Source organism: Cohnella cholangitidis, from assembly GCF_014107495.1.
Lineage (GTDB): Bacteria > Bacillota > Bacilli > Paenibacillales > Paenibacillaceae > Cohnella > Cohnella cholangitidis.
The window spans coordinates 2295755-2308987 of the sequence record NZ_CP041969.1 but is presented as its reverse complement, the minus strand read 5'-3'; the positions used below and the strand labels follow the sequence as shown (position 1 = coordinate 2308987).

Annotated in this window: 11 protein-coding genes; 9 read left to right on the top strand and 2 right to left on the bottom strand. The window is 54.2% G+C overall.

Annotated features, from left to right (window positions below):
• The first annotated feature begins 19 nt into the window (after positions 1-19).
• From FPL14_RS11005 to argH, 4 genes are all read left to right on the top strand, one after another.
• On the top strand, positions 20-1210 hold the full coding sequence (locus FPL14_RS11005; RefSeq protein WP_182302984.1) for an acetylornithine transaminase: 1191 nt from the start codon (positions 20-22) through the stop codon (positions 1208-1210).
• Between the two features lie 51 nt (positions 1211-1261).
• Entirely contained in the window at positions 1262-2221 is a 960-nt protein-coding gene (argF, locus tag FPL14_RS11000) for an ornithine carbamoyltransferase (RefSeq protein ID WP_182302983.1), read from the top strand.
• 208 nt (positions 2222-2429) lie between these two features.
• Positions 2430-3671 (top strand): argininosuccinate synthase, encoded by a 1242-nt coding sequence (locus FPL14_RS10995; RefSeq protein WP_182302982.1) that lies wholly within the window; start codon positions 2430-2432, stop codon positions 3669-3671.
• Between the two features lie 141 nt (positions 3672-3812).
• Positions 3813-5240, top strand: coding sequence for an argininosuccinate lyase (gene argH / locus FPL14_RS10990; protein WP_182302981.1), 1428 nt, complete (start codon positions 3813-3815; stop codon positions 5238-5240).
• Positions 5241-5302: 62 nt separating this feature from the next.
• Here argH and FPL14_RS10985 read toward each other — a convergent pair whose 3' ends face one another.
• Together FPL14_RS10985 and FPL14_RS10980 are read right to left on the bottom strand one after the other, a co-directional pair.
• Complete coding sequence (locus tag FPL14_RS10985) at positions 5303-6640, bottom strand: VanW family protein (protein ID WP_182302980.1); 1338 nt, start codon at positions 6638-6640, stop codon at positions 5303-5305.
• Entirely contained in the window at positions 6526-6792 is a 267-nt protein-coding gene (locus FPL14_RS10980; RefSeq protein ID WP_182302979.1) for a hypothetical protein, read from the bottom strand. The genes FPL14_RS10985 and FPL14_RS10980 overlap by 115 nt, the downstream gene beginning before the upstream one ends.
• A gap of 246 nt (positions 6793-7038) precedes the next feature.
• On the opposite strand from FPL14_RS10980, the gene ftsE reads away from it, so the two are divergent.
• The 5 genes from ftsE (at position 7039) to FPL14_RS10955 (ending at position 13229) form a co-directional block, all read left to right on the top strand.
• Positions 7039-7725: a cell division ATP-binding protein FtsE gene (gene ftsE / locus FPL14_RS10975; protein WP_324617897.1), complete on the top strand. Its 687-nt coding sequence runs from the start codon at positions 7039-7041 to the stop codon at positions 7723-7725.
• A complete protein-coding gene (ftsX, locus tag FPL14_RS10970) occupies positions 7715-8632 on the top strand; it encodes a permease-like cell division protein FtsX (RefSeq protein ID WP_182302978.1) in 918 nt (305 codons plus the stop codon). Before ftsE ends, ftsX begins: the two co-directional genes overlap by 11 nt.
• 55 nt (positions 8633-8687) lie before the next feature.
• Positions 8688-9857, top strand: a complete 1170-nt coding sequence (locus tag FPL14_RS10965; protein WP_229263867.1) for a murein hydrolase activator EnvC family protein — start codon at positions 8688-8690, stop codon at positions 9855-9857.
• A 122-nt stretch (positions 9858-9979) separates the two neighbouring features.
• The gene (locus FPL14_RS10960; RefSeq protein ID WP_182302977.1) at positions 9980-11455 is read left to right on the top strand and encodes a S41 family peptidase; all 1476 of its coding nucleotides are present in this window, start codon (positions 9980-9982) and stop codon (positions 11453-11455) included.
• 349 nt (positions 11456-11804) lie between these two features.
• The gene (locus FPL14_RS10955) at positions 11805-13229 is read left to right on the top strand and encodes a PDZ domain-containing protein (protein WP_182302976.1); all 1425 of its coding nucleotides are present in this window, start codon (positions 11805-11807) and stop codon (positions 13227-13229) included.
• Positions 13230-13233: the final 4 nt, after the last annotated feature.

Sequence of the window (13233 nt, the reverse complement as noted above, 5' to 3'; positions counted from 1 at the left end):
GTAAAAAGGAGAGATCGAAATGAGTGACAGCGCGTTATTCCAGACTTATGCGAGGTTTCCCATTACATTGGTGAAGGGCAAAGGAAGCCGCCTGTGGGACGATCAAGGGAAAGAATACCTTGATTTCATGAGCGGCCTTGCCGTAACGAATCTCGGGCACGTTCCGGATGCCGTCAAGGAAGCCCTTATAGACCAGCTTGATCGGCTGTGGCATATGTCTAACCTGTTCAGCAATCCGAACCAGGAGAAAGCGGCGAGATTGCTAGTCGATAACAGCTGCGCCGATGCGGTGTTCTTCTGCAACAGCGGCGCGGAAGCGAACGAGGCGGCGATCAAGATCGCCCGCCGTTACCACCAGAAGGTCAAAGGAAACGATCGTTACGAGATCATTACTTTATTCCAATCCTTCCATGGCCGGACTCTGGCGACATTGACCGCTACGGGCCAAGATAAAGTAAAAGAAGGCTTCCTGCCGTTGCCGGAAGGCTTCCGTCATGTGCCTTTGCACGATATCGCGGCTTTGGAAGCGGCGATTAACGATAAGACGGCCGCGATCATGCTCGAGCTTGTTCAAGCCGAGGGCGGCGTTATCCCCGTCGATCGGGACTACCTCAGGGAAGTGCGCGCGCTGTGCGATCGCCATGGCCTCCTGCTGATCGTGGATGAAGTTCAGACGGGCATGGGACGCACGGGCAAGCTTTTCGCTTATCAGCATTACGATGTCGAGCCGGACGTATTCACGTTGGCGAAAGGGATCGGCAGCGGTTTCCCGGTCGGCGCGATGTTGGCGAAAGAGCACCTGAAACCTGCATTCGTAGCCGGAGCCCATGCGACGACATTCGGCGGCACGCCGATCGCGATGGCGGTCGTTGCGGCCACGATCGAGACGATGCTCAAGGAAAAAGCGGTCGAACGCGCGGCGGAAGCATCCGAATATTTGATCGGACAACTGCAAGAGAAGTTAGCCGGATTGCCGAATGTCGACCAAGTGCGCGGCAAAGGGCTTCTGATCGGAATTCTGTGCAACGGTCCCGCAGGGGAAGCGATAGCGGAATTGCATAATCGCGGATTGCTCGTCGTGCCTGCCGGCCCGAACGTTATCCGGTTGCTTCCGAACTTGCTCGTTACCCACGAAGAGATCGATACCGCGGTCGGTTTGATCGCATCCGTGCTTACGGAACAGGCGGCGGCGAAGTCCGTCAGCCTTTAAGAGGATAACCTGACTGTTTGAACACGTGCTTTACAATAGAGGAGGGTTTCCATGACTACTGCAACAAACGTTGAAGAAATAGCGGCGCGACTGAAAGGCAGAGATTTTCTCGGTCTTGTCGATTACGCTCCCGAAGAAATCCGATACCTGCTGGATTTGGCGATAGAGATTAAGCGCAAGCAGAAAGCCGGAGAGGTGTATCAGCCGCTTAAAGGCAAGTCTCTGGGCATGATTTTCGAAAAGTCGTCCACGCGCACGCGCGTATCGTTCGAAGTCGGGATGTATCAGTTGGGCGGCCAAGCGCTGTTCTTGAGCCGCAACGATATCCAGATGGGACGAGGAGAGACGATTCTTGATACGGCTCAAGTGATGTCCCGTTACCTTGACGGCATGATTCTCCGCACGTTCGGACACCGCAACGTCGTCGAATTGGCGCGCGGCGCGACGATTCCGGTCATTAACGCCTTGTCCGACCAATCGCATCCTTGCCAAGCGCTTGCCGATTACCAGACGGTGCTAGAACATAAAGGAAAGCTGGAAGGACTGAAGGTTGCCTACATAGGCGACGGCAACAACGTGCTTCACTCGCTCATGATGGGCGCGGCTAAGCTGGGCATGCACTTCGCCAGCGCTTCTCCCGAAGGCTACGACCCTGACGAGAGATCCGTCAAGTCCTCCAAGGAAGCGGCTGCCGAAACCGGCGGGCGCGTCGACATCCTGAGAGACCCGCGGGAAGCGATCGAAGGCGCGGATGTCGTCTATACGGACGTATGGGCGAGCATGGGCTTCGAGGAAGAACAGAAAGAGCGCGAGAAAGCGTTCAAGAACTATCAAGTGAACGAAGCGCTCGTGAAGCATGCCAAATCGGATTACCTATTCATGCACTGTTTGCCCGCGCATCGCGGGGAAGAAGTGAGCGAAGGCGTAATAGACGGCAAAAACTCCGTTATTTTCGACGAAGCCGAGAATCGCCTGCACGCGCAGAAAGCGATCATGGCGGCCATTATGTAATGAATCCGTTCACGGCGGTATCAACCCGCAATCAGCGGCATGGTTTATACTGTTACTGATCTGCGAGCGGCATTCATCATAACTTTTAACTGGATTTATCCATCTATTTAGCTAAGTTGGTGGACTAGACCCATCTTCCTGAATGAACGGGATAGCGGCAATACGAGCATCTCAGCAACATCACTACCCTAAAGGAGCTTTCATTCCCATGGCAAAAAACAAAATCGTGCTGGCCTACTCCGGAGGCCTCGACACATCGGTTATCCTTACTTGGCTTAAAGAAACTTACGACGCCGAGATCATCACCTTTACCGCCGATATCGGTCAGAAGGACGAACTTGACGGGTTGGAAGAAAAAGCGCTGAAGACCGGCGCCTCCAAAGTGTATATCGACGATCTTCGCGACGAATTCGCGAAAGATTTCATCTATCCTATGTTTCAAGCGGGCGCGTTGTATGAGGGTCAATACCTGCTCGGTACCAGCATCGCTCGTCCGTTGATCGCTAAGCGCATGGTCGAAATCGCTATCGCCGAAGGAGCGACGGCGATCGCTCACGGCGCGACGGGCAAAGGAAACGACCAAGTTCGTTTCGAGCTCACGGCCGCTGCGCTGACTCCGAACATCGAAGTGATCGCGCCTTGGCGCCTCGAGGCGTTCCGCGAAGCGTTCCCGGGACGCGCGGAGATGATCGCGTATGCGGAGAAGCATGGCATTCCGGTTACGGCGTCCGCTTCCAAGCCCTACTCCACGGACCGCAACCTGCTTCACATCAGCTTCGAGAGCGGGATGCTCGAGGACCCTTGGTTCGATTCCAGCGCGGCTGAAGTCGAAGACATGTACGTTCTCAGCGTATCTCCGGAGAAGGCTCCCGACCAAGCGGAATACATCGAGCTTGATTTCGAAGGCGGCAACTGCGTAGCGGTTAACGGCGAGAAGCTCAGCCCGCTCGCGGTCATGGAGAAGCTGAACGAAATCGGCGGCAAACACGGCGTAGGCCGCGTAGACATGGTTGAGAATCGCTTCGTCGGCATGAAGAGCCGCGGCGTATACGAAACTCCGGGCGGAAGCATCCTGTTCACCGCTCATCGCAAGATGGAATCGTTGACCATGGACCGCGACGTGATGCACCTCCGCGACTCCCTGATCTCCAAATATAGTTCTTTGGTTTATAACGGCTTCTGGTTCGCGCCCGAGCGTATCGCGATTCAAGCGCTCGTTAACGAAAGCCAGAAGAACGTGACGGGCACCGTCCGTCTGAAGCTGTACAAAGGAAACATCATGGCGGCGGGACTTAAGAGTCCGGTCAGCCTCTACAACCCGCACATCGCAACGATGGAAGCGGACCCTACGCAAGCGTACGATCAAGGCGACGCTACCGGTTTTATCCGCCTGAACGCGCTTCGCCTGAAGGTATCTTCGGGCGTTACCGGCGCCTCCGGCATTAATTGATAAAAGACAAAAGGGAGATCCGGGCGCGAAGCCTGCCGAACCATCCCCCGCCTGGCGGGGCAATGCGGGAGGCACCTTCGCCGACCGGCGCTCCCCTTTTGCCGTTATTAGCGCGATATAGAAGAGAGGGGTATACCGTACATGAGTAAGTTATGGGGCGGCCGTTTCACGAAGAAGACGGACCAGCTGGTTGAAGAATATACGGCATCGATTACGTTTGACAAAGAATTGGCGATGGAGGATATCCAAGGCAGCTTGGCACACGTTACGATGCTCGGGCATTGCGGTATTTTGCCAGCCGAAGACGTAGAGAAAATCAAAGCGGGATTGCTTAAAGTACGCGAACGTATCGTGAACGGAGAACAACAATTCCTCATCGCAGACGAAGATATCCATATGAACATCGAGAAGGCGCTGATCGAGGAGATCGGACCTGTCGGCGGCAAGCTGCACACCGGGCGCAGCCGCAACGATCAAGTGGCGACGGATATGCATCTGTACCTGCGCAAGCGGGTCGTCGAATTCGTGGAACAGCTTCAGAAGCTCCAAGCCGCTCTCGTCGGCCAAGCCAAGCAGAACCTAGATACGATCGTGCCGGGTTACACTCACCTTCAACGCGCTCAGCCGATTCTGTTCGCGCATCATCTGATGGCTTACGTGTCCATGTTCGGCAGAGACATCGAACGTCTGCAGGACAGCTACAAACGGATTGATTCCCTGCCGCTCGGAGCAGGCGCGCTTGCGGGCACGACCTTCGCGATCGATCGCCATTTCACGGCGCAGCAGTTGAACTTCGGACGCGTATACGAGAACAGTCTGGATGCGGTCAGCGACCGCGATTTTATCGTGGAATTCCTGAGCGGGGCTTCGCTCATCATGACGCACTTGTCGCGCTTGAGCGAGGAGTTGATCCTCTGGTCCAGCACGGAGTTCCAGTTCGTCGAGCTGGATGACGCTTTCTGCACGGGCTCCAGCATCATGCCGCAGAAGAAAAATCCGGACGTGCCCGAGCTTGTCCGCGGCAAGACGGGACGGGTGTACGGAAACCTGGTAGGCCTCTTGACCGTCCTCAAGTCGCTTCCGCTTGCTTACAACAAAGATATGCAGGAAGACAAAGAAGGCATGTTCGATACGGTCAAAACGCTGCAAGGAGCGCTACAGCTATTCGCTTCGATGATCGAGACGATGAAGGTGCGCAAGGACAAGATGCGCCGCGCGGTCGACCAAGACTTCTCCAACGCGACGGATATTGCCGACTTCCTCGTGAACAAAGGTCTGCCTTTCCGCCAAGCGCATGAAGTCATCGGCAAGACGGTGTTGTACTGCATTCAGCAGAACAAGTTCTTGCTCGACTTGACTTTGGACGAGTTCAAGCAGTTCTCCGAGCTGTTCGACGACCGGATCTACGCGGTGCTTCAGCCGGAAGCGGTCGTAAACGCCCGCAACGTGTACGGCGGTACGGCAACGCCGCAAGTAGAAGCAGCTATCGCCCGCGCAGAAGGCGAACTCGCGCATACGTCCGATTGGGTGACGGAATACGTTACGAAGTCCGGGTTGGTGCAGGCTTAACGATACGGTGTAAATTCGCGAAAAAGCTCAGCTACAGAGGTAGCTGAGCTTTTTTTACGTGCTCAAATCGGTTCGAGAATTCCCTCGTCCTCTCCGGGAGCCGGAGACCCGCCGTCTAGCGGCGGATTGGCGTTCGGCGCAGGGGACGAACTGCCGCCCCCGGGCTGCAAACGCGGATCGTCCGGGTGGACGGCGATTAACGTGTCCTGGGTACGGTAGGTATCCTTCGACAGCTTCTTCCGTTCCGCGAATTCCCCGTCCACCATTTTCACCAAGAAGGCTTCTACAACGTAGCCGGAGTCGCCCTTCTGCACGACCTTTTGTTTCCCGAGCGCGACTTTGTTATCGGCGACGTAGACGGTTTTGGGAGGATTGACTTTTAACTGCGCGGTTTCCGTCTTATAGCTGACATTGCCCGGCATCGTGCCGAATAGTTTTACCGTGACGGTTTTGTCCTTAACGACCGTACGGATCAGCAACTGCTTGCCCGTCGAATTGCGGAACTTGAAATTCACGTAACCGCTGGCGAACGTAGCATCGAGACCCTTCGGCAAATAGTGGACGACAAGCGAATGATTGCGTCGCTCGACGATGTCTAGGCCCGTTAGCAAAGCGGCATTGTAAAGAGTGCTCGAGACTTGGCAAATGCCGCCGCCGACCCCGGGGGTTAATTTACCCTTGAGGATGACGGGGGCCTCCTTGTAGCCGTACTCTTGCTCCGCTTTGGCGACGATTTTGCCGTATTCGAATATTTCATCCGGCATGAGCAGCGTATCGTTTAACGCTTTGGCGGCAACGGTCACGTTATGGGAGCGTCCTTCTCCGCTCGTCTCGAAGGAGGTCGAGAATTCGACGATCTTGCGATCTATGCCTTCCTCCTTTAACTCGGCGAGCGTAACTTCGGGGGCGGTTTCGATGACCGAAGCTTTCAGGAGGTACGGTTGATCGGGAGCCGCGCTCAAAGAAGAAGGCTTAAGCTCCCTTACTTGATCGATCAAATTTTGAATATCGAGCGTACGTCCGGGTTTATCCTCGGTGTAGACGACAAGATCCTGGTCGTTGATCGTGCGGGTGGCGTTTTCCGGTTTGCCCGTAACGAGGTTGCCCCATGTTTGCGCGACGTTCCGCTCAAGCGCAGCCTCATCCCAGCTAACCTCGATTCCGTACGAGGAAGCGTCGAAGTCATCTTGATAGCGGAGTTTTGCCCGATCGTACCAACCGTAGCCGCGATATTTTTCGATTGCGGCGAGGGCTTCGTCCGCTTCGATCTTTAAACCTAGCTGCTTTAGGGATAAGGACGTAATCGTTCCTTCCGTGACGGCGGTATCGCTAACGCTGTCAGGCTCGATATTGACCGTGGCGGCTTCCAGTCGGGCAATGCGCTCCTGAACTTGCCGCAATGCGCGTCCGGCACCTCGCCTCCTAGCTGCAAACCGCCTATGCTGAACCCTTCGGGCAGCGTGTCGTCGCTGCCGTAGCTAATCGCTCCGCCGATTCCCGCCCCTGCAAGCACGATTGCTAAAAAACCTGTAATTACCCAACCTTTTTTCATAATGGAATCCCTCTCCAGTTCGCATGCGTTCATTTTACAAATGTTACTAAAAGGTTAGACGATCCATCCGGCCATTCGTTTTCCTCTAACATTAAAAAATTTTAAAAATTTACCTAAAAACTAGAACTGACAAAGGATTACGGCTGTAATCTCGACAGAATTCCCCAGAAGAACATCGACAAAGAGAGGAATATCAGGCATGATGTCGAAGTAACTAAGGTCTGAATCTTAACAGGAAGTGATACCGTGATTGAAATGCAGGACATTTGGAAGACGTACGCCGACGGTACTACCGCGTTGCAAGGCGTGAACGTCGTCATTGACCGTAACGAGTTCGTATACATAGTAGGACCTTCGGGTGCGGGGAAATCCACCTTCATGAAGTTGATTTACCGGGAAGAAGTGCCGACCAAGGGGCAAATTTCCGTTAACGGGTTTAATATAGGCAAGCTTAAGCATCGTAAAATTCCTTTCGTCCGCCGCAACATCGGCGTCATCTTCCAAGACTACAAGCTGTTACCCAAACTATCGGCTTTCGAGAACGTCGCTTTCGCGATGGAAGTCATCGAGACGCCTCGCCGGATGATCCGCCGCCGGACGATGGAAGTATTGGAGCTTGTCGGCCTGAAGCATAAGGCGAGCAGCTTGCCTGCCCAGCTCTCCGGGGGAGAACAGCAACGCGTCGCCATCGCCCGCGCTATCGTCAATAGCCCGGCGGTTATCGTAGCCGATGAGCCGACCGGCAATCTGGATCCCGAGACGTCGTGGGGCATTATGAACTTGCTGGAGGAAATTAATTTCCGCGGCACGACGATCGTCATGGCCACCCACAACAAAGAGATCGTGAACACGCTGCGCAAACGCGTCATCGCCATCGAACGCGGTACCATCGTTCGCGATCAGCAGAGAGGGGACTACGGCTATGAAATTTAGTACCGTAACCCGGCATCTGCGCGAAGGCTTTAAGAACGTAGGCCGCAACGGGTGGATGACATTCGCCTCCATGAGCTCTATCGCGGTATCCTTGTTTATTCTAGGCATCTTTATGCTTCTTGCGCTTAACGTTAACAAGCTTGCCGATCAGTTAGACAGTCAAGTTCAAATCAATGTCTATCTCCAGGTGGACGCGGAGAAGACGAAAGCAGAAGAGATCGAACGAACGATCAAGCGCATTCCCGAGGTCAAATCGGTCACCTTCGTTCCGAAGGAAGAAGGCTTGAAGCGGTTCCGGGAGAGCATGGGCGAAGAAGGCAAGGAAGCGTTGGACGGCTACGAGAAAGAAAACAATCCGTTGCCCGACGCCTTCGAAGTCGAAGCGTTCGAACCTCAGAAAATCGCATACATAGCCAAGCAGATCGAAGCCATCAACTTAACCGATCCTAACAAATCGATCGCCAAGGTGAAATACGGCAAAGACACGATCGAGAAGCTGTTCAGCATCACGAACGCCGTCCGCAACATCGGAATTTTTATCGTGCTGGGATTAGCGGTTATGGCGATGTTCCTCATCTCGACGACGATTAAGATGACCATCATTGCCCGTCGCCGCGAAATTTCGATTATGAAGCTCGTCGGCGCCACGAACAGTTTTATCCGTTGGCCGTTTTTTATCGAAGGCGCGATTATCGGCTTTTTCGGGTCGTTGATCAGCACGCTCATCCTTTTATACGGTTACTCTCAACTCGTTCATACAACTAGCGCGACCGTAGGCTTGTACATGATTCAGTTCTCTTCTTTAGACGAAGTCAGAGTATTGGTCGGCGGAACGATCATCGGATTAGGAACGTTACTGGGAGTCTGGGGAAGCACGATCTCGGTACGGAAATATTTGAAGGTTTAGTTGTATTCAAACCGATATTTGGGGGCGGGGGATCCGTTTCCGGAGGAGGACTATTGTGAATAAGAAGTTTATGTTGCTGTTGGCTATGCTTATGGTAGCCGGACTGATCATGCAACCTTATCATGGACAAGCCTTATCCGAAGTCGAGAAAATCGATCAAGACCTGAAGAAATTGAAACAGGATATGGAACGCGCGGCGCATAATCAGAGGTATGCCGAGAATACGGTAAAAGACCTTACGGGCAAACAAGAAGCGACAAAGGGAGATATCGAGAAGTTGTTGTCGCGGATCGATACGGTTCAGAAGCGGTTGGAAAATACGCAAAAGAAAATCGCGGAAGCGGAAGAAAAACTATATTTGACCGGAGAAGAGCTGCAAGAAGCCATTAAGCAGAGGGATAACCGCACGGAGTTGATGGATTCCCGCGTGCGCATGGCCTATACGGCGGGTCCGGTGTCTTACTTGGATGTATTGCTAAGCTCGACGAGCTTCTCGGACTTCTTGGATCGGTTCGACGCCGTCGAATCGATCGCCTCGCAAGATCGCAATATCGTGGACGAGAAAAAGAAGTACACGGACGAAGTTGCCGAGATGAAGGTTCAACGGGAAGAGGAGCTTAAGGAAATCAAGAAGCTCTACGAAGAAATGGAAGTGCACATGCAGCAGCTCGAGCAGGATGAGAAGGACAAAGAAGTACTTATCTCCAAGCTGTCCAAGGAAATCGAGGAAATGGAAGAGATCAGCGAGGAATCCGAGAAACAGCTCACGGAGCTCGCAAAACAAGCATCCGCTCTGGAAGCGAAGAAAAACCGGATCAAAAACTATTACAAGGGCGGCAAGCTGGGTATGCCGTTGAAATCCGATTACCGGCTGTCATCGCCGTTCGGTTACCGGATTCATCCGATAACGGGCAAGAAGAAGCTGCATGCCGGGATGGATATGGCCGCTCCGAAGGGAACGCCGATCTACGCGGCAGAGACGGGCGTCGTAACCGTCGCCCAGTCTTGGAGCGGATACGGCAACTGCGTCATTATTGATCACGGCGGCGGATTATGGACGCTGTACGGGCATATGAGCGCGATTCTCGTCAAGAAAGGCGAGACGGTCAAACGGGGAGAGAAAATCGGGTTAGTAGGTTCAACCGGCCAATCGACCGGTAACCATTTGCATTTCGAAGTACGCAAAAACGCCGAACCGGTTAATCCCGCGCCTTATTTGAAGTAGCAGCAAGAGGGACAGCCGATCCTCCGACAGGTTAGTCGGGCGACGGCTGTTTTTTTCTAGGATAATTGAGTTAGGCTTGTCATAATGTAACAATATGACGTAATTCGAGGAGTGGGGTTTACGTGTGGTTTCGAGGTCGCACCGTCGTAGCCATGATGGTGCTGACGGCTATCGCTGCCAGTATGGCGACGTACGCCTTTTTCGAGCTTCCCGACTGGGGTTTCAAGTCGACCGGCGGGAAAGCGGGCGTGGCTTCCTCTGAGGTTACGGAGGGGCTTCGGCAGACGGAGCTGGATAAACTGAATAAAGCGATCGGTCTCATAGAACGAAGATTCATTGCTCCGACGGATCGGGATAAGCTGATGGACGGCGCCATCCAAGGGATGCTCCAATCGTTGAGCGATCCCTACTCCGTGTACAAGTCCGCGGAGGAGGCGGAGAAATTCAGCAACGACCTGCAAGGGGCTTTTACCGGTATCGGTGCCGAATTGAGAGTAGAAAACGGAGCGATAGTGGTAGAGGCGCCCATTCGCGGGTCTCCGGCCGAGAAAGCAGGCTTGCAGCCGAGAGACATCCTGCTCTCTATTAACGGAGAAAATCTGCATGGGCTAACCTTGAGCGAAGCGGTTAGCAAGATCCGGGGGCCTAAAGGAACGAAGGCGAAGCTGAAGGTGCAGCGGAAGGGAACTGCCGAACCGCTCGATCTAGAGCTCGTCAGGGACCGTATCGATCTGGTAACCGTGCATGCGGTAATCGGGACCGACGGTGTCGGGCACCTGATCATTAGTCAATTCAACGAAGATACCGCCGTCCAAGTCGCCGAACAATTGCAGATGATGGAATCCGCAGGGCTGAAAGCGCTCGTGATCGACGTGCGCGACAATCCGGGCGGGCTGCTTCAATCCGTTATCGAGGTAGCGGATCAATTTATGGCGAAAGGCAAGCCGATCGTACAGTCCGAGTATAGGGACGGACAGCTTAAAGTCGATGCTGCTCCGAACGGCGCGAAAAATAACAAAGTGTATCCATTAGTCGTGCTGGTAAACGAGGGCAGCGCGAGCGCGGCCGAAATACTGGCCGGGGCTTTGAAGCAATCGGCTAATGCGATGGTGATGGGCGAAACGACTTATGGAAAAGGAACGGTACAGGTTCCCTTTCCCGACGAATTAGGCGATAGCAGCTTGATCAAGTTAACCGTATACAAATGGCTGCTGCCTGACGGAACCTGGATTAACGAGAAGGGAATCGTGCCGGACGTCGTCGTATCGCAGCCGGAATTTTTTCTCGCCTCGAGATTGCCGCGGGACATCGTTCTAAAGTACGACATGACAAGCGCGGCCGTAGCGAATCTTCAGAATATTTTATTCGGCGTCGGGTTCCCCGCGGATCGTTCGGACGGTTACTTCAGCGAGGAGACCAAACACGCCGTGGAGAGCTTCCAGGCGAAGGAATCGCTGGCGGTTACGGGCGAGGTTAACGAGGAGACGGCTCAGAGGCTCGAAGAGGTCCTGTACGTGAATTTGCAGAATCCCGCTTACGACAAGCAATGGCAGGCGGCGTTAAGCAAAGCAAAGGAATTGATCGGCGTTGCTCCGTAAATAATAAGACGGGCGGACGGTGAAGGAATTTTCTTGCTATTGTCGAATACTTAGGAGGTTGACTTAGGTCAACTTCCTTTTTTGATATCGGAACGGAATCGACGCGTTCCTTCGTGACCTATAGATGACTTTTTGAACAACCTCTGGAATTGAAGTTCAAAAAGTCAGGTTTTCAGCACCGAGAAGGTTGGAAGAAGCTTAGGGAGTGAGGCGCGGAGCGTAGGCGAAACCTACGTGAGCACCGGAAGGCCCGGCTGAATCCAAGATTCGAAGCCGAGTTTTGCTCTCGGTAATGCTTCGTGATCAAAAGATGACTTTTTGAACAACCTCTTAGGAAGGGGAGAGGCATGTGGACTGGCAAGCGGATTCTTTGTTGAACGTGTTGCGGGAAGCGGGACAAGCCGCTGTTGGGCTGTTTACGCAACCGTATTTCTATATCGCGATTTTGCTCGTATGGTGGCATGCGCGACTGGGGGTGACTCTTCAGCGCAAGCTGTTCCATGTCAGGCTGTACGGCAGTCTGTACTTGACGCTAACGAGAGTCGTCGCGGGCGTAGTCGTCGGGCTTGCGCTATCCGTAGCCGGACTGGGAGCGGGAGCGGATCTTACGTCGGAGACTTTGCTGTTCTTATGGGTCGTCATGGCCGTTTTGGCTTTATTCCAATTGCGTTACGTTTGTTTGGCGTATGCGGCTGGAGCTCTCGGTTTGTTGCAGGCTTTGTCGGAGTGGACGGGTATCGATCAGACTCAAGGAGCTTGGGCCGACGCGTTGCAGACTCTCGCGGCGATTGACGTGCCCGGGTTGCTTTTCATTGCCGGCTTATTGCACGTTGCGGAAGGATTCCTCGTTCGGCTGCAAGGGTCGAAGCTTGCGATCCCGTTGTTCTTGCAAGGTAAGCGCGGCAAGCCGATGGGAGCATACGCTTTGTCGGGCGTATGGCCGATCCCTCTCCTGTGGATGATCCCAACGTCCGATGGGGGGTTCACGCTGCCTTGGACGCCTCTCTTCGGCGGGGATGCGGCGACATGGAGCTTGTTGGCTTTTCCCGTGCTCATTGGCTTCAGCGATCGCACGACGGCTTACTGGCCGGAGCATAAAGCTCGGACTTCGGGCAATATGCTTATCCTATATGGAGTCGCTATTGCCGCTCTCGCCGCCGGAGCGGAGTTCTGGTCCCCGTTGGGCGTAATTGCGGCTATCGCCGCGTTCGCCTTGCATGAAGGTTTGCTGGTATTCAGCCGAATGCGGGAAGCCGGAAAGGATCCGCAATATTCTCAAGACGGCACGGGCGTTAAGGTGCTGGCGGTATTGCCGAACACTCCGGCAGACGAGTTGGGACTTCAGTCCGGCGAAACGATCAAGAAAGTAAACGGCTTGGCCGTGCGCAATAAAGAAGAGCTCCATGCGGCGCTGCAACGGCAGTCCGCCTTTTGCAAGCTTGAAGTCGCTAATCGCGAGGGACATCTCAAGTTTGTTCAACGCGCGCGGTACGCGGGAGAGCATTATCAATTAGGGTTAATTCTTGCGCCCGACGATGACGTGGAATTCGTGGCGGCGCCGCGTTCTTCTTCCATCTGGCAAGGCCTTAGGGAAGCGGGTGCCCGCAGGCTGTGGAATTCTCCGACTTCGAAAGCCCGCAGGGAAGCGATGCGAGCGGCCGCGGAGCAAGCAGCGGCTGCAGAAGCGGCGGCAATCGCGGCTGCGGAGCCCAGCGAGCCTGAAGAAGAAACAGGGTTGCCTCCGCGCGGTGCCCAACCGAGAAAAAATAGTTGACTCT